General features: G+C 57.8%; 16 protein-coding genes. 15 read left to right on the top strand and 1 reads right to left on the bottom strand.

Annotated elements, in window-relative coordinates:
• The first annotated feature begins 263 nt into the window (after positions 1–263).
• The 11 genes from NTD85_RS06785 (at position 264) to NTD85_RS06735 (ending at position 13,123) form a co-directional block, all read left to right on the top strand.
• Positions 264–1,556, top strand: a complete 1,293-nt coding sequence (locus NTD85_RS06785; RefSeq protein WP_262141766.1) for a glycosyltransferase — start codon at positions 264–266, stop codon at positions 1,554–1,556.
• 147 nt (positions 1,557–1,703) lie between these two features.
• Positions 1,704–2,573, top strand: coding sequence for a phospholipase (locus tag NTD85_RS06780; RefSeq protein ID WP_262141765.1), 870 nt, complete (start codon positions 1,704–1,706; stop codon positions 2,571–2,573).
• Positions 2,574–2,639: 66 nt separating this feature from the next.
• Entirely contained in the window at positions 2,640–3,545 is a 906-nt protein-coding gene (locus NTD85_RS06775) for an AraC family transcriptional regulator (protein ID WP_003225137.1), read from the top strand.
• Between the two features lie 341 nt (positions 3,546–3,886).
• Positions 3,887–5,197 (top strand): ABC transporter substrate-binding protein, encoded by a 1,311-nt coding sequence (locus tag NTD85_RS06770; protein ID WP_226499264.1) that lies wholly within the window; start codon positions 3,887–3,889, stop codon positions 5,195–5,197.
• A gap of 155 nt (positions 5,198–5,352) precedes the next feature.
• Positions 5,353–6,279, top strand: a complete 927-nt coding sequence (locus NTD85_RS06765) for a carbohydrate ABC transporter permease (protein ID WP_262141764.1) — start codon at positions 5,353–5,355, stop codon at positions 6,277–6,279.
• Between the two features lie 8 nt (positions 6,280–6,287).
• Positions 6,288–7,118 (top strand): carbohydrate ABC transporter permease, encoded by an 831-nt coding sequence (locus tag NTD85_RS06760; protein WP_003225143.1) that lies wholly within the window; start codon positions 6,288–6,290, stop codon positions 7,116–7,118.
• A gap of 164 nt (positions 7,119–7,282) precedes the next feature.
• The gene (locus NTD85_RS06755) at positions 7,283–8,386 is read left to right on the top strand and encodes an ABC transporter ATP-binding protein (protein WP_103483527.1); all 1,104 of its coding nucleotides are present in this window, start codon (positions 7,283–7,285) and stop codon (positions 8,384–8,386) included.
• A gap of 17 nt (positions 8,387–8,403) precedes the next feature.
• A complete protein-coding gene (locus NTD85_RS06750) occupies positions 8,404–9,876 on the top strand; it encodes a mannitol dehydrogenase family protein (RefSeq protein WP_262141763.1) in 1,473 nt (490 codons plus the stop codon).
• 134 nt (positions 9,877–10,010) lie between these two features.
• Positions 10,011–11,507 (top strand): xylulokinase, encoded by a 1,497-nt coding sequence (gene xylB / locus NTD85_RS06745; protein WP_262141762.1) that lies wholly within the window; start codon positions 10,011–10,013, stop codon positions 11,505–11,507.
• A gap of 13 nt (positions 11,508–11,520) precedes the next feature.
• Positions 11,521–12,459: a carbohydrate kinase family protein gene (locus tag NTD85_RS06740; RefSeq protein ID WP_262141761.1), complete on the top strand. Its 939-nt coding sequence runs from the start codon at positions 11,521–11,523 to the stop codon at positions 12,457–12,459.
• Between the two features lie 43 nt (positions 12,460–12,502).
• Entirely contained in the window at positions 12,503–13,123 is a 621-nt protein-coding gene (locus NTD85_RS06735) for a hypothetical protein (RefSeq protein WP_262141760.1), read from the top strand.
• A gap of 143 nt (positions 13,124–13,266) precedes the next feature.
• On the opposite strand, the gene NTD85_RS06730 is transcribed toward NTD85_RS06735, so the two are convergent.
• Complete coding sequence (locus NTD85_RS06730) at positions 13,267–14,568, bottom strand: OprD family porin (protein ID WP_262141759.1); 1,302 nt, start codon at positions 14,566–14,568, stop codon at positions 13,267–13,269.
• Positions 14,569–14,942: 374 nt separating this feature from the next.
• On the opposite strand from NTD85_RS06730, the gene NTD85_RS06725 reads away from it, so the two are divergent.
• The 4 genes from NTD85_RS06725 to NTD85_RS06710 are packed head-to-tail and all read left to right on the top strand — an operon-like array spanning position 14,943 to position 22,421.
• The gene (locus NTD85_RS06725) at positions 14,943–16,991 is read left to right on the top strand and encodes a type VI secretion system tip protein VgrG (protein ID WP_262141758.1); all 2,049 of its coding nucleotides are present in this window, start codon (positions 14,943–14,945) and stop codon (positions 16,989–16,991) included.
• Positions 16,982–17,839, top strand: coding sequence for a DUF4123 domain-containing protein (locus NTD85_RS06720; protein WP_262141757.1), 858 nt, complete (start codon positions 16,982–16,984; stop codon positions 17,837–17,839). The genes NTD85_RS06725 and NTD85_RS06720 overlap by 10 nt, the downstream gene beginning before the upstream one ends.
• Before the next feature lie 29 nt (positions 17,840–17,868).
• Positions 17,869–21,429 carry a LysM peptidoglycan-binding domain-containing protein gene (locus NTD85_RS06715; RefSeq protein ID WP_262141756.1) on the top strand — a complete coding sequence of 1,187 codons (3,561 nt, stop codon included), beginning with the start codon at positions 17,869–17,871 and terminating at the stop codon, positions 21,427–21,429.
• A 2-nt stretch (positions 21,430–21,431) separates the two neighbouring features.
• On the top strand, positions 21,432–22,421 hold the full coding sequence (locus NTD85_RS06710) for a tetratricopeptide repeat protein (RefSeq protein ID WP_262141755.1): 990 nt from the start codon (positions 21,432–21,434) through the stop codon (positions 22,419–22,421).
• Positions 22,422–22,424 lie beyond the last annotated feature (3 nt).

The raw sequence follows: 22,424 nt of genomic DNA, 5'->3' as shown, positions 1-22,424 counted from the left end.
GTATGAGGCCAGCAATCAATGCTGACTTGAATTTATCGAGCCACAGGCAACATACCGATATAAGAAAGAAATATTAAATGAAGTTCCGTTAGCAACTTTTACCAACATCCCGACAACATTCAAACTTTCAAAAACAGGCTCTTGCGGTCAGTTAACTCCGCCAACGCCTCAAGTCGAAAAACTTCCTGCCTGTAAAATCCGGCATCAGATGTGGTCTAATTGCGCCCCGTTTTTCTCCGCCTGTCTGTAAGGAACACCTGTCAATGACTGCATCGCCTGCCACCAAAGTTCTGGTCATCGGCTACGTCTGGCCCGAACCCCGCTCTTCGGCGGCCAGCGGGCATGTGATGCAGATCCTCGAAACCTTCCTGCAACAAGGCTGGGACATCACCTTCAGCAGCCCGGCGGGGCCCGGCGAACACAAGGCTGACCTGACTGGGCTGGGGATTCGGGAAGTACCGATCGAACTCAATAACAGCAGTTTTGACGCTTTCGTCAGTGAACTGGCCCCGGATATCGTCCTGTTCGACCAGTTCATGATGGAAGAGCAGTTCGGCTGGCGCGTCGAGAAACATTGCCCGAACGCCCTGCGAGTGCTGGAGACTTCCGACCTGCAAAGTCTGCGACATGCCCGTCACCAGCGGCTCAAGGAGCGCTTGAAGGACGACCCGGATAATCAGGATTTCAGCGCACTGTTTGCCCCGGCGCTGGGTGAAGAGTTCGACTTGATGGCCGACACCGACCTGGCCAAACGGGAAATCGCCGCGCTGTATCGCTGTGACCTCAACCTGATGATTTCCGAAGTGGAAATCCAGTTGCTGATCGAACAGTTCCAGGTGCCCCGGGACCTGTTGCACTGGTGCCCGTTGATGCTCGAACCACCGAGCGGCGCTTTCGTGCCCTTCGAGGATCGTGCGCACTTTCTGAGTATCGGCAATTTCCGTCACGCGCCGAACTGGGACGCCGTGCTGTGGATGAAGAACGCAGTCTGGCCGCTGATTCGCCAGCAATTGCCCGGTGCGCAGTTGCATATCTACGGTGCCTACACCCCGCCCAAGGCCACTGCACTGCACAACGCGGCGCAGGGTTTTCATGTGATGAACTGGGCCGAAGATGCGCTGCAAGTGATGTCGCAAGCCCGGGTTTGCCTGGCCCCCTTGCGGTTCGGTGCAGGGATCAAGGGCAAAATCGTCGATGCCATGCTCTGTGGCACGCCGAACGTCACCACCCCCATCGGCGCTGAGGGCATGAGCGGTGCGCTGCCGTGGCCCGGTGAGGTGGCGCTGTCGGCCCAGGCGCTGGCCGATGCGGCGGTCAGACTGCATGAAGACAAGTTACGCTGGACCGCCGCGCAACAGGCCGGCGTCACGTTGTTGCACGAGCGCTATCGGCACGCCATCCACGGTCCGGCATTGATTGAACGCCTGCAAGAATGCCGCGACAACTTGCCGGCCCTGCGCCGCGCTAACTTCACCGGCAGCATGTTGCGTCACCACTTGCACAAAAGCACCCAATACATGGCGCAATGGATCGAAGCAAAAAACCACAACAGTTAATTCTTCAGCATTAAACAAAAGTACTTCAACACTTTGAAAAGAGTGTTGACTTGTACTTTCTCCGAGCAAGCCAAAGAATGTTTTTCGAACTGAAGCAACTATCTTTCGGGTCGTAAACTCTCAACTTTGTCTGCAACGGAATGCACTATGAATAATTACCCGTATAAAAACTGGATGACGACTGCGTCCGCCATCGACGCCTTGACCCTCGGCGAAGTTCTCTGGCCTGGCGCACATAACGCCGGGCTGGATTACGACTTCTCGTATCCGGCCTATCTCCAACCCGCAAAAAACTGGTTCGTCTGCCAGGATGGCCCGTTCATTCAGCAACTGAGTGAAGGTGTGCGCGCCTTCGACTTGCGCCTGCATTCGGACGAACACTGGCTGGGCATCAAGAAGTTTCATACCTTTCACGGCCTGAAACTGTTCCGCGGGCGCTCCCTGAGTGAACTGATCAAGAGCCTGGAAGTGTTCCTCGATGAGCACCCGGGCGAATTCGTCGTCCTCGACATTCATGAACTCAAGGGGGTCGACAACAAGCCTTTTGATTATCAGGGTTTCCATCAAGTCATCATGAATCATCTGGCGCCGCGACTGATTCCCCGGAGCAACAGCCACTTGACGCTCGGGCAACTCAAACAAGCCGATTCACGGCAACGAGTGGTGTTGGCCAGTGAATGGCATCCCGACTTCAATTCGCCGCTGTACTGGCCGAATATTCGTCATGAATGGAGCGGCAGTGACATCACCTCTCCCGAGCAACTCAAGCAACACATCACGAAAACCCTGGCCAACCCGCCGCGATCCGGCACCTTGTGGTCATTGTCCGCCACCAGTTACGGCGAACTGGCCGGCGTCAAACGAATTACCAACGAACTCAATCAATGGTTTGGCCCGGACTCGGGATGGGCGCCCAAGTGCAGCATCATCAATGCCGACTTCATCGGTGGCACGCCACTGATCGAGTATTGCCAGCAGATCAACCACGCCAAAGGTCTCAGGAAGGCCCGGGGCTGAGACGCTGGCACTGGCCGGAGCGTGCGTGCATGATGGACGTCAACATGACAACAGAATGCATCGGACATGACCCGGGCCACCCGAATCACTGATCCCTCCTACGAGTTGATGGACGACCATAACGGCCTGTCCATCATTTACCGCCAGCACGGTTTTCCCTGTCCGCTGGTGCGCTGGCATTTCCACAAGGAATACGAACTGCACCTGATCGTCGCCAGCTCCGGCAAAGTGTTCATTGGCGACTACATCGGCAACTTCTACCCGCAAACACTGTTCCTCACCGGGCCCAATCTGCCGCACAACTGGATCAGCCAGGTGGCCGAAGACGAGGTGGTGGAAAAGCGCGACATGCTGGTGAACTTCACCGACGAGTTGTTCGAAGGCGGGCATCTGGTGTTTGCCGAACTCAAAACCCTGACCCCCCTGCTGGAACGCGCGCAGTACGGTATCGAGTTTCGAGACAAGGACACGATCCGCCAGGCCATGACCCTGATGCAGCAGATTGCCGATACACGCGGCATTACCCGTCTCGGGTACTTTTTCATCCTGATGGAGCTGCTGGCAGCCACTGACGACTATCAATTGCTGTCCGGTGCCACCAACACACAACTGGCCGACGAGCACAATATCGACCGCACCAACCGCGCGGTGGATTACATCTTCAGCCACTACGCCCGCGAGCTGACCCTGGAAGAAGTCGCCGAGCATCTGGGGATGAAACCGACCTATTTCAGTCGTGTGTTCAAGCAGGCCACCGGGCGCAACTTCATCGAATTCGTCAATCGCCTGCGCATCAGCAAGTCTTGCGAGCTGCTGGCCGATGGCGACAAACCGGTGACCGACGTGTGCTTCGAGTCGGGGTTCAACAACATTTCCAACTTCAATCGACGCTTCCAGCAACTCAAGGGCATGACGCCGTCACACTATCGACGCCTCGCCGTGCAGCGCCTGACTGAACAAAACCTCGGCTGATACCACCGCCCCCTGCAGGAGTGCGCCTGCTCGCGAAAGCGCTGTATCAGTCAACTGATTGGCAAACTGACACAGCGCTTTCGCGAGCTAGCCCGCTCCCACAAAAAGCATCCGACGCGATGAAACCTGTACTGATTCAATAGCCCCTCCCCGCTGAAAACCCCTTCCCTGCATTTACTCCAGTAAACCCCAGTGCAAAAAAGTATTGATTCGAGTGCGACGGATGATTTGTCAGCCCGTCGATTGAGGGCTGTAATCAATGCACATTCTTCCTGCACAGGAAGACACAAAAACAATAACTGTCCTTCTGCCTCCCAACGGACGCAGAAAAGGAGTGCACGATGCAACCCACTGCAAAAGCTCTGCTTGCCCTCACCTGCATGACCCTCAGCAGCGTCAGCCTTGGCGCCCAGACCCTGACCATCGCCACCGTCAACAACAGCGACATGATTCGCATGCAAAAGCTCTCGAAAACCTTCGAGGCCGAGCATCCGGAGATCAAGCTCAATTGGGTGGTGCTGGAAGAAAACGTCCTGCGTCAGCGCCTGACTACCGACATCGCCACTCAGGGTGGCCAGTTCGATGTGTTGACCATCGGCATGTACGAAGCGGCACTCTGGGGCGCCAAGGGCTGGCTCGAACCGATGAAGGATCTGCCGGCCACTTATGCCCTCGACGACGTGTTCCCGTCGGTGCGTGAAGGCCTGTCGGTCAAGGGTTCGCTATACGCACTGCCGTTCTACGCCGAAAGCTCGATCACCTATTACCGCACCGACCTGTTCAAGGATGCCGGGCTGAGCATGCCCGAGCGCCCGACCTGGGAACAGATCGCCGGCTTCGCCGAAAAACTCACCAACAAGGATAAAGAGCAGTACGGCATCTGCCTGCGCGGCAAGGCCGGCTGGGGCGAGAACATGGCGCTGATCACCACTGTCGCCAATGCTTATGGCGCGCGCTGGTTCGATGAAAAATGGCAGCCGGAATTCACCGGCCCGGAGTGGAAAAACGCGCTGAACTTCTACGTCGACACCATGAAGAAATCCGGCCCGCCGGGCGCCTCCAGTAACGGGTTCAACGAGAACCTGGCGCTGTTCAACAGCGGCAAGTGCGCAATCTGGGTGGACGCTTCCGTCGCTGGCTCGTTCGTCACCGACAAGACCCAGAGCAAGGTCGCCGATCACGTCGGCTTCACTTTCGCGCCGCATCAGGTTACCGATAAGGGTTCGGCATGGCTGTATTCGTGGGCGCTGGCAATTCCGACCAGCTCCAAAGCCAAGGACGCCGCCAAGGCGTTCAGTGCCTGGGCCACTTCCAAGGAGTACGGTGAACTGGTGGCCAAGACCGATGGCATCGCCAACGTGCCACCGGGCACCCGCGCATCGACTTACAGCGACGCTTACATGAGCGCCGCACCGTTCGCCAAGGTCACGCTGGAGTCGCTGAAAGCGGCGGATCCGAGCAAACCGACGTTGAAACCGGTGCCCTACATCGGCATTCAACTGGTGACCATTCCTGAGTTCCAGGGTGTGGGCACCCAAGTCGGCAAGCTGTTCTCGGCGGCGCTGATCGGCCAGACCACAGTGGATCAAGCCCTGGCCGCCGCGCAGCAAACTACCGAACGCGAGATGAAGCGCGCCGGTTATCCCAAGTAACCGCTGAACGACTTGCTCCTGCCTCCTGTGGGAGCGGGCTTGCTCGCGAAAGCGGTGGGTCAGTGTCATGTGTATTGACTGACACGACGACTTCGCGAGCAAGCCCGCTCCCACAGGGGATCTCCATAGGTCTGTATGACTCGGTTGTGATCACCATGAATACTTCAACTGCCAAAGCCCACCTCGACCTGTCGCAACCCCAGCGCAAAGTCCGCGTACGCAATCCCGGCTGGTTTCTGGTCAGCCCGTCGGTGGCCCTGTTGCTGCTGTGGATGGTCGTGCCGCTGGGCATGACCATTTACTTCTCGATGATTCGCTACAACCTGCTCGATCCGGGGGTGAACGAATTCGTCGGGCTGGAGAACTTCACCTATTTCCTGACCGACTCCGGTTTCCTGCCCGGCGCCACCAATACCCTGTTGCTGGTGGGCAGCGTGCTGTTGATCAGCGTGGTGTTCGGGGTGTTGATCAGCGCCTTGCTTGAGGCCAGCGAATTTCTCGGACGCGGCATCGTGCGGGTGATGCTGATTTCGCCGTTCTTCATCATGCCCACCGTCGGTGCGCTGATCTGGAAGAACCTGATTTTCCATCCGGTGTCGGGAATCCTCGCCTACGTCTGGCGGCTGTTCGGCGCCGAGCCGGTGGACTGGCTGGCGCACTACCCGCTGCTGTCGATCATCATCATTGTTTCGTGGCAATGGCTGCCGTTCGCGATCCTGATCCTGATGACCGCCATGCAGTCCCTCGACCAGGAACAGAAAGAAGCTGCACGCCTGGATGGCGCCGGTCCGGTGGCGATCTTCTGGCACCTGACCCTGCCACACCTGGCGCGGCCGATTGCGGTGGTGGTGATGATCGAAACGATCTTCCTGCTGTCGGTGTTCGCCGAGATTTTCACCACCACCAACGGCGGCCCCGGCTACGCCTCGACCAACCTCGCCTACCTGATCTACAACCAGGCGCTGGTGCAGTTCGACGTCGGCATGGCCTCGGCGGGCGGCTTGATTGCCGTGGTCATCGCCAACATCGCGGCGATCATTCTGGTGCGGATGATCGGCAAAAACCTGACTGACAAAGCCTGAGGCCTGCCATGACTCTTCAACAATCCCGCCGGCTGCAAAGCCTGCTGCTCGGCACCCTGGCCTGGGCCATCGCGATCGTGATTTTCTTCCCGATCTTCTGGATGGTGATGACCAGTTTCAAAACCGAAATCGACGCCTTCGCCACGCCACCGCAGTTCATCTTCACGCCAACGCTGGAGAACTATCTGCACATCAACGAGCGCAGCGATTACTTCAGTTTCGCCTGGAACTCGGTGGTGATTTCCTTCAGTGCCACGGCGCTGTGCCTGCTGATCGCGGTGCCCGCCGCCTACTCGATGGCGTTCTACGAAACCCAGCGCACCAAGGGCACGCTGCTGTGGATGCTCTCGACCAAGATGCTGCCGCCGGTAGGCGTGCTGATGCCGATCTACCTGCTGGCCAAGAGTTTTGGCCTGCTCGATACACGCATCGCACTGATCGTGATCTACACCCTGATCAACCTGCCGATCGTGGTCTGGATGATTTACACCTACTTCAAGGACATCCCCAAGGACATCCTCGAGGCCGCGCGTCTGGACGGCGCCACCCTGTGGCAGGAAATGGTCCGCGTGCTGCTGCCGATTGCCAAGGGAGGGCTGGCTTCGACCGTGCTGCTGTCGCTGATCCTGTGCTGGAACGAGGCCTTCTGGTCGCTGAACCTGACCTCGTCGAAAGCCGCGCCACTGACCGCGCTGATCGCCTCGTATTCAAGCCCTGAAGGCTTGTTCTGGGCCAAGTTGTCGGCGGTCTCGACCCTGGCTTGTGCGCCGATCCTGATCTTCGGCTGGATCAGCCAGAAACAACTGGTGCGCGGCTTGTCGTTCGGCGCCGTGAAATGAAGTTCTCCAACCGTACCCAATCCCCTGTGGGAGCGAGCTTGCTCGCGAAAGCGGAGTGTCATCCAACAATGATAGTGCCTGACACGGCCCCTTCGCGAGCAAGCCCGCTCCCACCAAAAACCTGCCCGGCGCAATTGAATTAACTTAAGCGGAGGCCCATCACCATGGCCAACCTGAAAATCAAGAATCTGCAAAAAGGCTTCGAAGGTTTCTCCATCATCAAGGGCATCGACCTTGAGGTGAACGACAAGGAATTCGTGGTCTTCGTCGGCCCGTCCGGCTGCGGCAAATCGACCCTGCTGCGGCTGATCGCCGGGCTGGAAGAAGTCAGTGGTGGCACCATCGAACTCGATGGCCGCGACATCACCGAAGTCAGTCCGGCCAAACGCGATCTGGCGATGGTGTTCCAGACCTACGCGCTGTACCCGCACATGACCGTGAAGAAAAACATGTCGTTCGCCCTCGACCTGGCCGGCGTACCGAAAGCCGAAGTCGAGAAAAAGGTCGGCGAAGCGGCGCGCATTCTCGAACTCGGGCCGATGCTGGAGCGCAAGCCGAAACAACTGTCTGGCGGCCAGCGGCAACGGGTCGCCATCGGCCGGGCCATCGTGCGCAACCCGAAGATCTTCCTGTTCGACGAACCGCTGTCCAACCTCGACGCGGCGCTGCGCGTGCAGATGCGTCTGGAACTGCTGCGTCTGCACAAAGACCTGCAAGCCACGATGATCTACGTGACCCACGATCAGGTCGAAGCGATGACCATGGCCGACAAGGTCGTGGTGCTCAATGGCGGCAAGATCGAACAGGTCGGCTCACCGCTGGACCTCTATCACAACCCGGCCAACCTGTTCGTCGCCGGTTTTCTCGGCACGCCGAAAATGGGTTTCCTCAAGGGCAAAATCGCCCGTGTCGACAGCCAGACCTGCGAAGTCTCGCTGGATGCCGGCACGCGCATCACTCTGCCGTTCAACGCCGCCAACCTGAGCATCGGCAGCGCCGTGACCCTGGGCATTCGCCCGGAACATCTGGAACTGGCGCAACCGGGCGACTGCACCCTGCAGGTCACCGCCGACGTCAGTGAACGTCTGGGCAGCGACACCTTCTGCCACGTCACCACCAGCGCCGGCGAAGCCCTGACCATGCGCGTGCGCGGTGACCTGGCGAGCCGCTATGGCGAGCAACTGAACCTGTACCTGGACGCCAGCCATTGCCACCTGTTCGACGCCAATGGCGTGGCGCTGACCCGCCCGCTGCGTGCGGCGGCCTGAATTTCGAGACTTGCCCGATGAAACTGAATAAACAAAACCTGCATCGCCTCGCCCCCGAGGTGCAACTGCCGGCCTACAGCCTCAGCGACACCCGCCAGGGCATCGCACACATTGGCGTCGGCGGCTTTCACCGCGCGCATCAGGCGTACTACACCGATGCACTGATGAACACCGGTCAGGCACTGGACTGGGCGATCTGCGGCGTCGGCCTGCGCGCTGAAGACCGCCGCGCCCGTGACGACCTGAAGGAACAGGACTACCTGTTCACCCTGTTCGAACTCGGTGACAGCGACGACACCGAGGTGCGGGTGATCGGCGCGATCCGCGACATGCTCCTGGCCGAGGACGGCGCGCAGGCGCTGATCGACAAACTCGCCGATCCGCAGATCCGCATCGTCTCGCTGACCATCACCGAGGGCGGCTACTGCATCGACGACAGCAACGGCGAGTTCATGGCGCACCTGCCACAGATTCAGCACGATCTGACAAATCCGCAAACGCCGAAAACCGTGTTCGGTTTCCTCTGCGCCGCGCTGGAAAAACGTCGTGGCGCGGGCACGCCGGCGTTCACCCTCATGTCCTGCGATAACCTGCCGCACAACGGCGCGGTCACCCGCAAAGCCCTGCTCGCCTTCGCCACCCTGCGTGACCAGGGGCTGCGCGACTGGATCGAGCAGAACGTCAGTTTTCCCAACGCCATGGTTGATCGCATCACGCCGATGACCAGCACCGCGCATCGCCTGCAACTGGCCGACAAACACGCGGTGGACGATGCCTGGCCGGTGGTCTGCGAGCCGTTTGTGCAATGGGTGCTGGAAGACAAATTCGTCAACGGGCGCCCGGCCTGGGAACAGGTCGGCGTGCAGTTCACCGATGACGTTTCGCCCTACGAAGAAATGAAGATCAAACTGCTCAACGGCAGCCACTTGGCGCTGACGTATCTGGGTTTTCTGAAGGGCTACCGCTTCGTTCACGAAACCATGAACGACCCACTGTTCGTGCGCTACATGCGTGCGTACATGGACCTCGATGTCACCCCACAACTGGCGCCGGTACCGGGCATCGATCTGACCGACTACAAAAATACGCTGGTCGCGCGCTTCTCTAATCAAGCGATTGCCGATCAGTTGGAGCGGGTGTGTTCAGACGGCTCGTCGAAGTTTCCCAAGTTCACCATTCCGACGATCAACCGCTTGATTGCCGATGGTCAGGAAACCAGGCGTGCAGCGCTGGTGGTAGCGGCTTGGGCGCTGTATCTGAAGGGCGTCGATGAGAACGGCGATACCTATGCGATTCCTGATCCGCGGGCGGAATTTTGTCAGGGGCTGGTGGCGGATGATGCGCTGATTACCCAGCGGTTGCTGGCGGTCGAGGAGATCTTCGGCACGACGATTCCGCGGTCGGCGGCGTTTGTTGCGGCGTTTGAGTGGTGCTGCAACAGCTTGCGTGAGGTGGGTGTTTCGCGGACTTTGGAGCGGGTTTTGGCCTGAATTCAGCGGTGAAACCACCGACGCCTTCGCGAGCAAGCCCGCTCCCACAGGGGAACGCGTTTCAAAATGTGGGAGCGGGCTTGCTCGCGAATGGCGGCCTCACCCTGGCAAACCTGACACCTGAGGACCTCACTGTGACCACCCGACAACTCTTCCTCGGCATCGACTGCGGCACCCAGGGCACCAAGGCGATCATCCTTGATGCCGCCAGCGGTCAGGTGCTCGGCGAAGGCGCCGCTACCCACACGATGATCAGCGGCGCCAACGGCCGGCGCGAGCAGGACACTCAACAGTGGCTGGACGCCTTCGCCCTCGCCACCCGCCGCGCCTTGCTGGCCGCCAATATCGACGGTCAGGCGATTCTCGGCATCGGCGTCTCCGGTCAGCAACACGGCCTGGTACTGCTCGACGATCAGGGCCAGGTGCTGCGCCCGGCCAAGCTGTGGTGCGACACCGAAACCACTGATGAAAATGACCGTTTGCTCAAACACCTCGGCGGCGAAAAAGGCTCACTGGAACGCCTCGGTGTGGTCATCGCGCCGGGCTACACCGTGTCGAAACTGCTCTGGACCAAAGAACAACACCCGGAGGTGTTCTCGCGTATCGCGCGCATTCTGCTGCCCCACGATTATCTGAATTACTGGCTCACCGGCCGCGCGTGCAGCGAATACGGCGACGCCTCCGGCACCGGCTATTTCAATGTGCGCAGCCGCCAGTGGGACTTGCAACTGCTGCGCGACATCGACGCCACGGGTCGCCTGCAAGCGGCGCTGCCGGAGCTGATCGACGCGCATCAGGCGGTCGGTACGCTGCTGCCTTCGATTGCTGAACAGCTCGGCCTCAACCCGAATGCACAGGTCTCCAGCGGCGGTGGCGACAACATGATGGGCGCCATCGGCACCGGCAACATTCAGCCGGGTGCGATCACCATGAGCCTCGGCTCCTCCGGCACGGTGTACGCCTATGCCGCAGCGCCGAAGGTCAGCGCGGATGCCTCGGTCGCCACGTTCTGTTCATCCAGCGGTGGCTGGCTGCCGCTGATCTGCACCATGAACCTGACCAACGCCACCGGCGCAATCCGCGAACTGTTCAACCTCGACCTGGAGCAGTTCAATCAACTCGTGGCCCAGGCGCCGATCGGTGCCGAAGGCGTGAGCATGCTGCCGTTCCTCAACGGCGAACGCGTCCCCGCCCTGCCCCATGCCACCGGCAGCCTGCACGGCTTGACCCTGAACAACCTGACCCAGGCCAACCTGTGTCGCGCCGTGGTCGAGGGCACCACCTTCGGTTTGCGTTATGGACTGGATCTGTTACGCCACAATGGTTTACAAAGCCGCAGCATTTGCCTGATCGGCGGCGGTTCGAAAAGTGCGGTGTGGCGGCAGATCGTCGCCGACATCATGAACACCCCGGTGATCTGCACCGAACACAGCGAAGCTGCAGCCCTTGGCGCGGCGATTCAGGCGGCGTGGTGCAAATCATGGTCGAACGGCCACGAGGACACTTTGGCCGATCTGTGCCAGCGCTGCGTAAAGCTCGATCTGCACAGTGAAACCCTGCCGATTGCCGCCAATGTCGCGGCGTTCCAGCAGGCCTATGAACGCTATCAACAGCATGTCGCAACCCTATAAAGAGCAAACAATTATGTATTTGGTGTGTGGCGAAGCTCTGTTCGACTTCTTCAGCGAAGACGATGCCAGCGGTCTGGCCTCGAAGGTGAATTTCAAGGCGATTGCCGGCGGCTCGCCGTTCAACGTCGCGGTCGGCTTGCGCCGTTTGGGCGTGGATTCGGCGCTGTTTGCCGGGCTGTCTACCGACTATCTCGGCCGGCGTTTGCAGCAGGTGCTGCAGGATGAAGGCGTGCGTGCGGACTACCTGATCGACTTCGCCGCGCCAACCACGCTGGCGATGGTTGCGGTCGGCGCCAACGGTTCGCCGCATTACAGCTTTCGCGGCGAGGGCTGCGCCGATCGCCAGTTGAGCCTCGCCCATCTGCCGCAGTTGAGCACCGAAGTACGCGGCCTGCACATCGGCTCGTTCTCGCTGGTGGTGCAGCCGATCGCCGACACCTTGCTGACGCTGGTGCAGCGTGAAAGCGGCAAGCGGTTGATCACCCTCGACCCCAACGTACGTCTCAACCCGGAACCGAACATCGACCTGTGGCGCGAGCGCGTGGCGACCCTGGTGCAACTGGCCGACATGATCAAGGTCAGCGACGAAGATCTGAGCCTGCTGTATCCCGAACAGGATCCGCAGCGCGTCATCGAAGGCTGGCTGCAGCATCGCTGCCAATTGGTGTTCCTGACCCGTGGCGGCGAAGGCGCAACGGTATTCAGTCGCGCTCACGGCTCATGGTCGGTACCAGCGGTTTCAGTGAAAATCGCCGATACCGTCGGCGCCGGCGATACCTTTCAAGCGGCGCTGATCACCTGGTTGACCGAGCAAGGACTGGACTCGGTCGAAGGGGTTCAAGCACTCAGCCGCGAGCAGATCGACACGATGCTCAGGTTTGCCGTACAGGCGGCCGCCCTGACCTGCAGCAAAACGGGTCCGGATTTACCCTATCGTCACCAGTTGACCTGAGCGCGTAGACTGTCGCCCTTTTTGCGCGCATGGGGATGACGGTTTGATTTCGGGGCGGACGGCGGGACTTTTGATACTGGCAGGATTACTCAGCGGCTGCGGCACCTCGACGCCGCGTTCTCCGGAAGACATCTGCGCAATCTTCCGCGAAAAAAGCGACTGGTACGACGCCGCGCAAGTCACGCAAAAGCGCTGGGGCGTGCCGATCCAGGTGCCCTTCGCGATCATGTATCAGGAGTCCGGCTATCGCTACGACGCCAAGACGCCGCGCAAATACCTGCTGTGGGTGATCCCGTGGGGCCGGGTCACCACCGCGTCGGGCTACGCCCAGGCCAAGGATGAAGTCTGGTCCGACTACCAGAAAAGCACCGGCCGACACGGCGCCGACCGCGAAGACTTCGACGACGCCATCGACTTCGTCGGCTGGTACATGGACAAGACCACTTCGATCAACGGCGTGTACAAGTACGACGCCTATAACCAGTACCTGAACTACCACGAAGGCTGGGGCGGTTTCCGCAACAAGACCTACGCCAGCAAGGCCTGGCTGATGCCGACTGCACGCAAGGTGCAGGCGCGCTCCGACGTGTATGCGCGGCAGTATGCCGGGTGCAAGGACGATCTGAATCGCGGCTTCTGGAGCCGGTTCTGGCATTGGTTGTAGTGGTGCCTGCAAAGACGCCTTCGCGAGCAAGCCCGCTCCCACATTGGATCAGCCGTGAACACAGATTTTGTGCTCCGCGCTGATCCCCTGTGGGAGCGGGCTTGCTCGCGAAAGCGGTCAACCAGCCACTGCAGCTCTAACCGTTACAACACCGAAAAGTTGTAACTCACAATCAGCCGGGTCTCATCCACATCCCGCGCAAACTTTTCATAGTTGGTGCGGTACGTCGCATTGCGCAGACGCAGGCTCACATCCTTGAACGTGCCCGTCTGGATCACGTACTTCAGCTCGCTGTCGCGCTCCCACTCTTTGCCTTCCTGATCGCTGCCCGGGACCTTGATGTGGTCACCGTTCACATAGCGGGTCAGGAAGCTCAGGCCGTTGATGCCGATAGCCTTGAAGTCATAGTCATAACGCAGCTGCCAGGAACGCTCCTGCGCCGCGGCGAAGTCGTTGACCTGCACGTAGTTGACCAGATACGGGTTGCTGCCATCGAGGTACGGCATCGAGTTGTCGCCGTTCATGCGCTGCCAGCCGGCACTGAAGGTGTGGCCGCTGATGCCATAGGAAAGCATGCCGCTCAAGGCGCGGTTGTCGATCGAACCGACACGCTCAGCACCGCTGTCGGCACTCTTGATCACGCGCAGATCGGCCTTCAGCACGCCGTCGCCCAACGGCTGATTGCCGAGCAAACCAATGAAGTGCTGACGGTAGATGTCTTCCAGTTCGGCGTAGTGATACTGCGCGGTCAGGCGATCGTTGATCTTGTAGTCGAAGCCGTACATGTCGAAATGGTCGGCGGTGGTGTTGCAGGCGTAGCGCTTGTTCTTGCAGTGCACGCGGATGTCTTGCGAGTCGGTGGAATCACGTGCGGTGTACTTGTCCAGACGCGCGGCCATGACGGTCAGATCCTTGACCTCTTTGGAGGTCAGCATGGCGCCGTTGAACAGGGTCGGCAGCAAGCGACCGTCGTTGTACTTGAGCAGCGGCAGATCCGGCAACAGCGCGCCGTACTTCAACACCGTGTCCGAGACCTTGACCTTGGCGGTCAGGCCCATTTTCGCGTACTGGCCCTTGGCGCCGCGCGGGTTGTCGCCGCTGGACGGCAGCAAGCCGCTGTTGCTGCGATCAGGGCTGGAATCGAGCTGGAAGCCGAGCATGCCCAGCGCATCGATACCGAAGCCCACCGTGCCCTCGGTGTAACCCGATTGCAGATTGAGAATAAAGCCCTGAGCCGACTCTTCACGCTTGGAAGCGCCCTGCTCGTTGGAGGTGTGCCCATCACGGAAATCGCGGTTGAAATACACCGTGCGCGATTCGATTTTCGCCGTGGTGTCTTCGAGAAAACCGCTGGCCTGAGCCTGCGCGGCAAAACCTGCGCACAGCACAACGGCGCCGAAGCCAAACGAGTGGCGCGGGGTGATGAGGGGAAATGGGGGACGCATGAAAAACTCCAACAGTACAGCGTTTGCGCCGGGGCGCAGTTAGCCAGAAAAATAGCTCCCGTCCCGGGTCAAAAACAGCCGGGAAGAAGTGGACACGCAGGGGTGAGGCGCAATGATGGCAGATGGCTTTTACGGGCTGAAGGCGACTTTAGTCTGAAACTGACTGGCTATTCTTCAGCCTGCGATTGGCTAAAACCACGTGCTGACCAATGGCTCACGACTGCGAAGCCCCCGGCTTCATTGGGCCAAAAAGCCGATCTAAGGGTTTTCCCTATACGTCGCAGACCCCATCCCTACGGCATTTGCGCCTTGAACGGGGCGGTTTAATCCTCCATCATCCGTCACCTGCTTATTCAATGGACGGAATTCAAGGCATGCTGGACGCCAACGCTACCCACATTACCCTTACGCTCGAAGGCGCCTCCGCCGACCTGCAAGTGCTCAGCTTCACCGGTCGCGAAGCCCTCAACGAGCCTTTCCGTTTCGACCTCGAACTGGTCAGCGCCCGCCCCGACCTCAAACTCGAAGAGCTGCTCCACAAGCCCGGCGTCCTGACCTTCGGCGCCACCGGCGAAGGCAAGATCCACGGCCTGGTGTACCGCATCGAGCAAGGCGATTCCGGCAAGACGCTGACCCGTTACAGCATCAGCCTGGTGCCGCAACTGGCCTATCTGCGGCACAACCATGACCAGCAGATTTTCCAGAACCTCACGGTGCCGAAGATCATCGCCCAAGTGCTGGAAGATCGCGGCATTCTGGCCGACGCCTACAGCTTCCAGCTCAACGCCGAGTACCCGCAACGCGATTACTGCGTGCAGTACGACGAGTCCGACCTGCATTTCATCCAGCGCCTGTGCGAAGAGGAAGGCATCCACTTTCACTTCCAGCACAGCAGCAGCGGGCACAAACTGGTGTTCGGCGACGATCAGACAGTGTTCCGCAAACTCAAGGCCGTGAGCTACCAGCAAGACTCCGGCATGAGCGCCGACAAACCGGTGATCAAACGCTTCAACCTGCGCCTGGAAACCCGCACCACGCGCGTCAGCCGCCGCGACTACGACTTCGAAAAACCGAAGATCCTGCCCGAAGGCGCGGTCAAATCCGAGTTCGCCCCGGATCTTGAGGACTACGATTACCCCGGCCGCTTCACCACCCGCGAGCGCGGCAAATTCCTCTCGACCCGCGCCCTTGAACGCCATCGCAGCGACTACAAACTCGCCGAAGGCAAAGGTGACGAACCGACCCTGACCAGCGGCCACTTCCTGACCCTGGCCGAACACCCGCGCGCTGAATGGAACGACTTGTGGCTGCTGCTGGAAGTCTTCCACGAAGGCAAACAACCGCAAGTGCTCGGTGAAAACGTCACCAGCGACGTCACCGACAACAAAAGCGATTTCCACCAGGGCTACCGCAACAGCTTCCTCGCCACCCCGTGGGACGCGCACTACCGCCCTGCTCTCGAACACCCGAAACCAAAAGTCCTCGGCAGCCAGACCGCGGTCGTCACCGGCCCGGCCGGCGAAGAGATCCACTGCGACCAGTACGGCCGCATCAAAGTCCAGTTCCACTGGGACCGCGACGGCCAGTCCGACGACAAAACCACCTGCTGGCTACGCGTCGCCAGCGGCTGGGCCGGCGCAGCCTACGGCGGCATTGCCATCCCGCGCATCGGCATGGAAGTCCTCGTCACCTTCCTCGAAGGCGACCCCGACCAGCCACTCGTCACCGGCTGCCTGTACCACAAGGAAAACGTCGTCCCCTACGACCTGCCGGCAAACAAGACCCGCAGCACCTTCAAAACCCTCAGCTCCCCGGGCGGCAAAGGCTACAACGAGTTTCGGATTGAAGACAAAAAGGGCGCGGAGCAGATCTACATCCATGCTCAGCGGGATTGGGATGAAAACATCGAGCACGACCAGAAGATCCGCGTGGGGAATGAGCGGCATGACACGGTTGAGGCCAACACCTACAGCGAATTCAAAGTCGAAGAGCACCGCATCACTCATTTGAATCGTGTCAGTGAGATGCGCGCAGATGATCACCTGACCGTCGCAGTCACCCAGCACCTCAAGGTAGGCACAGCGCAATTCGTCGAAGCCGGCAGCGAAATCCATTACTACGCTGGCCAGAAAGTCGTCGTCGAAGGCGCAATGGAACTGACCGCCAAAGCGGGCGGCAGCTTCGTCAAGGTCGACGCCGGTGGCGTGACCATCAGCGGCGCCGAGGTGAAGGTCAATACCGGCGGTGCACCGGGTGTAGGTACGCCGGCCGCGCCGTTGCTGCCGGGGCCGATGAAGGTGGCGGATGCGGATAAGGCGGGCAAAGCACCGCTCCCCGCTCGTCTCAATGAATCAGGCATCACACCGTTGTGCGGCAAACAGAGTAACGGCGCTTGCAGCCGTAAGGATTGCACATGCATGTAAAAGCGCTGAGCGCTCTGCTGGCAGAGCCTCGCTACAACTTCTCGGATCTGCCCGCTGCCAGCGAATCGCTGTGCTTCATCATCGATCAGGGCCTGCAGCCGCAAGCCTTGAGTCGGCTCTACCGAGTAGGTGAACCCGTTGTTTCCCAAGGGCTGTTCTTCGGTACCGACTTCGCAGAGATCCCTGAGGGCCCATTGTGGTTGATCGCCCCCAGAGGCAGCAAACTGGCTGCAGAAGCGACAAAACTTTGTGAGGAACAGTTTTCGGGAATTGCGATCTCAACACCTGACCCGGAAAAAGCCTTGGCTCACGCGCGCTGGCTCCTCAGAGTCAACGACGGTTCTGGAGGACAGAGTTTGTTGAGCTTCCACAAACCGAGCCTGTGGGCAGCATTGGCCTACACCGCCGATAAAACCTTTGATCAGTTACTGGGTTGCTGGAGCGCCGTTTACTCCCCGGCGCCAAAGAACTTCGGCGAGCAGCGTGGTCCATGGCTAGCCTGGATAGCCAACAAAGAATCAACATGGCCAGGTGACAAAGCACCATTCAACCTTCCGGAGGCAGCCGCGCAAGTTCAAGCTCGCCTCGGCTGGGTGTATTGGATAGACGAGGAATACACCGCTTTTGAAGAGCCAAGTGATGATCGTCTGAACGATATCGCCGATAACCTCGACCTGCTGCTCAAGAGCAACATCTATGAAGGTGATCACCTGCTCAAGCTTGGACATGCCGTGAACGGCCCACTGTTTGAAACACAGCCGGAGATCATGGCGATCCTGCAATCAAAGGACGAGTCGTTTATCAAAGTAGATCGGCTCCTGGAATCAGCCGCCGTCGCCCAACGTTAACGGCGACGCGACAACAGAACGGAATCACCATGGAAATCACGAATCACGCCGTCATGCCCGGCGAAACCCTGAGCCAGATTGCCTCGCGCTACAACAGCACCGTGGCGCAACTTCGCCAACTCAACCCCTTCATCACCAATCCGAACAACGTCAAAGTCGGATGGAACCTGAGCGTCCCTAAAAGCGCGCAATCCGCCTCAGCTTCACCCGCTGCTTCGACACCCGCTGCGCCTAAAGCGCCTGCCGAGACGGCTCCGAATGCTGCAACGCAGTGCTCTGCGAAAGACTTGGTTGAGCTGGATCCGGTCAAGGACTCTCCCGATGGCTCCTCGAAGACCTTCAAGCCTCACGCCCCACCCTGCTCCAAGACTTTTGCGAGCGCCATTTATGCGACAGAGGAACAAGAGTTCTGGCTACTCCCTGAGCGGGCAAAGTCCGCCATCAAAGAGTCGATGTTCGCGCTGGATAAAATGATTGCCCCCAGCAAACCACGTGATGCACGCCTGAACGGGCTGCAAGAATCGGGTTTGCTGGAATACTTCCTTGAGCCCAAGTTGAGCAACTTCCTCACGGGTGCGAAGCGTACACGTATGGAAGAATTTGAGGCGATGGGGGATGAGATCGAAATCGATCCCGCCACCGCCAAAAAGAGGCAAAACGAAGCCAACGGAAAAAAACCGGCAACGGCTCCTGCGCAGACCCCGTTAGAGGACACCCCGCAATCGCGTCTGGACCGTCTAACCGCAGATCTGGCTACTCAGCAAGACGTCCACAACGCCTATGCCGATTTTTACAAGCGGAGGGCTGAGTGGCATGCGCTGAAAAAAGAAGCGGTAGCGGCTGCGAAGCTGGAAGGCTACACCTACGAAAGCGGCTCTCTCTACTCCAAAGAAGCGATCGAAGCGCGCGCACGCGTGCAAGCTTATCTGGAGGCCCGCAAAAAACTCCTCGGCAACAAAGACTTCAAGCAGGTTCCGCTGGAAGACGTTGCCAAAGCCTTGGCGGAAAAGAAGAAAAGTTACGAAAACATCTGCAGCGGCATGAATGACTGCACCGCCGATCTCGTCGGCTATGTTTATACGCTCATCAAAAACGCCGATGCGCTTGATTACCATGCCTACACTGAATCCATTATCAAAGCGTCTGAGTACGGCATCGCACTTCCAGAATTCGCTTTGATCAGTGACGGCCTGCCATCCGGTATCGAGAAGTTCAAACTCTACCTGGATACCGAGAAAAAGCAGGCGGAAGTTACAGCTCAGCTTCAGGAGAAATACAAGCGCTGGATCGAGGCAACAGGCCAGAATGCCCAAGCGCCAGCAGGCCTGGTTGATGCGGAACGTACCGAATGGGATCGCCTGCAAAAAATAAAAGACGACCTTCAGGCCACAGCCCAAAGTAATGTCAGCACTAGCAAACCAGGGCGTTTTCTGGTTTGGGAACCGGAAGAGTTCCAGCCAAAACCGGTGGACCGCATGGTGAAACCGGGCTTTCCGCTGCGTGAAGTCAGTCTTTCTGACGCCAAAGGCACGCCCTTGAGCTGGTTCAGCATGGCGAACCTGAAAGACGCAAAAAAGATCATGAAAGAGGATTCAAAAAAAGCGGCCGGCTCAGTAAAAAAGGTCACTCAAAGTTTGCCCGCGGACGCAACTGAAGGCTCCGATAAAAACAGTGAAATCAATTCTTTCCGCCAATGGCTTCTAGATCAGGGCGCCATAAAGTTCAGCGATCAAGTCGGCGACTGTTTCGATGGAAAAGGCTGGTTCAAAGCCAAAGACTTTTATGCTTACCTGAAAAAACAAGGCTATAAGGTCACTGAGCTGGAGGACGACGCGGCGCTGACTAACTGGGGCAAGCACCTTCAGCAACTGGTGTTCAAGAAAAGTGTGCGCGGCAAAGTAAGACTCTTCGATGCCAGTCCCCAGGCGCAATTCGTCCGCTGCCTGACGCCGCCACAGCCAAGCATTCACGGTGAAGTGAAGCTCGAAGGCCCAAAAATGTCTGCCGCCGAGGGCTTCCAGATATCTGGCGAGATGGGCTTGAGCCTGGACCTGGCCCGTGGCGAAGTTCAGTTGTTGAAAGTCGACATGCCTGCCAAAGCCAGTGCTCAAGACATCACGCTTGATTACTTCCTGGACGGCAGCCCGCAAAAAATGAATTTCGGCCGCTTCTCCTTCCACTTTGGTGTGAAGGCATGGGGCTACGCCGGAGCATCGTTGCTGCTAGCCGGCAGCGTGGAGTTGAGCCCCATCCTCGGCAACGTCAAATACGGCGCCTCCCTCAGCCCGGTCAAACGCGCACAGCGTGAAGACGCATCAGCCAAAGAAGAACGTGCAGATCACGATGCGGCCAAGAAAGCCAAGGCCGACAGCGGCGACAACAGCCCTACTCCCGATCTTGAACACAAGTCCAAATCCGGCACCGTTGCCAGCACCAAAAGCACAGACCAAGTGCTGACCGGGCGTGCCGCCAATGTCCAGATCGAAAACGGAGCGAAAGCGACTTTCAATGTTTTCGGAGGCTTGCAAGCCGCCATCGAACTCACCGGCACACTGAACTGGGCACCACCTAAAGAACTGGTCGCCCTGCGCACCGCTCCAACAATGGGTATCGGCAGCGATAAAGATGCGAAAAAAGCCAATCCATGGTTGACGCTTGCCAAGCTGAGTGGGTCTGTGGGGGTTGCGCTGGGCGCAGGATTCCAGGGAACGGCGCAGGTGTCTCTGGATAAGGGGCGCTTTATTCTGAACTTGAAAGCGGCGGTAGTGCTGGGTCCTGGTGCTAACGGCAGCTTTAAATTCGAAGTTGGTTATGAGGCAGTAGTTGACCTAATCAACTTGTACCGCAAGGAGCTGCACAAAGCGAAAGGCAGAAAGGTAGAGTGGATGGAACCTGAAGCAGGAAAGTTCGCATCCGCGCTGAACGCATTAGGAGCAGCTGGACTTAGTGTGGAAATGTCCTATCTTATGGGTTGGAATTTAGTCATGGACTTATATGACGCAATGACCAGCGGAGGAAAAGGCGGCCCAATTGCTCATGCCATTGTTGAATACCAAAATCCAGAAGAGCTAAAAGCATGGGTTGTGGAAGCCACTCCGGCGGCACTCGGCCCCATTTTAATGACTCTTATCTCCACCCCAGCAGACTTCTCAATTAACGCCAATACAAAAGAAAGTGACACGCCGCCAACTTTCAGCAAGCAAACCTACCCAAAAGACAAAGCACATTTAACTCAGCAGGTAGCAATTGGGATAATTATTGACCACATAGTCACTAACGCAAAAGAAAAGGACGCACTGGAAGAGGCTCAAAAACAATTTGAACTAGCCTGCGCAAGCATGAATAAGTTTGGAATTGAACCAGTTGATATCGGTCAAAAATATTGTGAAAACCGTCATTTGCTCGATACTTTCATGAGTGATCCGGTACTCAGTTTTACCGACCCAAGGGGAAATAAATCAAGAGCCCGTTACAAGGAAAATTCAAAAATATTAGGTCAGCGCATTGATGGAGCTTGTAAAATTGTAATGGGTGAAAACAGTTACATACCGAGCACATCCGTAAAATACTTGCCCCCTGCGAGCATATAAAATTGAAAACAAAGTCAAACTTAATCCGCACACCTTTTTTTGCAATTTTTCTTTTAATGTGCGTAAACGCGAATGCGGAGCTTACTTCACAACAACAGGAGGCAAAGAAAAAAGGTATAGAGCTTTACAATCAATACAAGGCTATTTCTGCAATCGAACCACTCAAAATAGCGGCCGAAGGCGGTGATGATGAAGCACTTTATTATCTGGGTGAGGCATTAAGAAAAAACAACCGCTTCATGACTCCGGAAGCTAAAAAAGCATATGAAAGTTCCGCAAGAAAGGGGAATATCTACTCTATGATTCGCCTCGGGAGAATTGAAGACGACTTGTGTTCAACCATGAAAAACTGTCCACCGGGTGAAGAATCTCCTAGCAGTTGGGTAATCAAAGCTAAAAGCCTTGCAATTCAACGATCAACGCAGGGAGATAGCGAATCGATGTACCTGTTATATGAAATGACAGGGAACGATGACTGGTTGGAAAAATCAGCAGAGAACGGATTCGCATTTGCACAGTTCCGTCTGGCGACTAAATACCAAGAAGGAAGTGGTTCATTTTTACTACCCTCCAGGCGCAACCAAGCTATCGAACGATGGATGAAGGCCTCTGCGGAAAATGGTTACCCACCTGCGATGATGGGGTTAGCCGCGATCATGATCGAAAAAAAAGATTTAGCCTCGTTCAGAAGCTGGAACGAAAAAGCAGCTGAGTCGAGCTTCGTAGAAGGTGTATTTGGATATGCATCCTACATAGGCGAAGAGAACTCAAAATACGGCTTCGTCTTCGACCCGATAAAATCACATGCTTTACTGTCAAACCTGCTGGAACTTAATGGCGGAGGCAATGTAATACGAGACGTCAATGACACCTTGCCCGATATAGAAAAAAACATGTCAAAAGCGCAAATAGAAATAGCGAAAGACCTCGCAAAAACGTGGAAGGCCAACCACCCGCCTCTCTCGTTCTACCCTGACAAGCTAGGATATTAATTT

Origin of the sequence: Pseudomonas sp. 13B_3.2_Bac1, assembly GCF_025466205.1 — a bacterium.
Lineage (GTDB): Bacteria > Pseudomonadota > Gammaproteobacteria > Pseudomonadales > Pseudomonadaceae > Aquipseudomonas > Aquipseudomonas fluorescens_H.
The sequence above is the reverse complement of the archived record's forward strand: the minus strand, read 5'-3'. Positions and strand labels throughout refer to the sequence as shown.

What these genes read in the sequence shown, in the direction of transcription:
- NTD85_RS06760 (WP_003225143.1), top strand. Translation starts at nt 6,288, where the DNA reads ATGACTCTTCAACAATCCCGCCGGCTGCAAAGCCTGCTGCTCGGCACC.
- NTD85_RS06740 (WP_262141761.1), top strand. Translation starts at nt 11,521, where the DNA reads ATGTATTTGGTGTGTGGCGAAGCTCTGTTCGACTTCTTCAGCGAAGAC.
- NTD85_RS06775 (WP_003225137.1), top strand. Translation starts at nt 2,640, where the DNA reads ATGACCCGGGCCACCCGAATCACTGATCCCTCCTACGAGTTGATGGAC.
- NTD85_RS06720 (WP_262141757.1), top strand. Translation starts at nt 16,982, where the DNA reads ATGCATGTAAAAGCGCTGAGCGCTCTGCTGGCAGAGCCTCGCTACAAC.
- NTD85_RS06765 (WP_262141764.1), top strand. Translation starts at nt 5,353, where the DNA reads ATGAATACTTCAACTGCCAAAGCCCACCTCGACCTGTCGCAACCCCAG.
- NTD85_RS06725 (WP_262141758.1), top strand. Translation starts at nt 14,943, where the DNA reads ATGCTGGACGCCAACGCTACCCACATTACCCTTACGCTCGAAGGCGCC.
- NTD85_RS06785 (WP_262141766.1), top strand. Translation starts at nt 264, where the DNA reads ATGACTGCATCGCCTGCCACCAAAGTTCTGGTCATCGGCTACGTCTGG.
- NTD85_RS06730 (WP_262141759.1), bottom strand. Translation starts at nt 14,568, where the DNA reads ATGCGTCCCCCATTTCCCCTCATCACCCCGCGCCACTCGTTTGGCTTC.
- NTD85_RS06715 (WP_262141756.1), top strand. Translation starts at nt 17,869, where the DNA reads ATGGAAATCACGAATCACGCCGTCATGCCCGGCGAAACCCTGAGCCAG.
- NTD85_RS06780 (WP_262141765.1), top strand. Translation starts at nt 1,704, where the DNA reads ATGAATAATTACCCGTATAAAAACTGGATGACGACTGCGTCCGCCATC.
- NTD85_RS06755 (WP_103483527.1), top strand. Translation starts at nt 7,283, where the DNA reads ATGGCCAACCTGAAAATCAAGAATCTGCAAAAAGGCTTCGAAGGTTTC.
- NTD85_RS06770 (WP_226499264.1), top strand. Translation starts at nt 3,887, where the DNA reads ATGCAACCCACTGCAAAAGCTCTGCTTGCCCTCACCTGCATGACCCTC.
- NTD85_RS06750 (WP_262141763.1), top strand. Translation starts at nt 8,404, where the DNA reads ATGAAACTGAATAAACAAAACCTGCATCGCCTCGCCCCCGAGGTGCAA.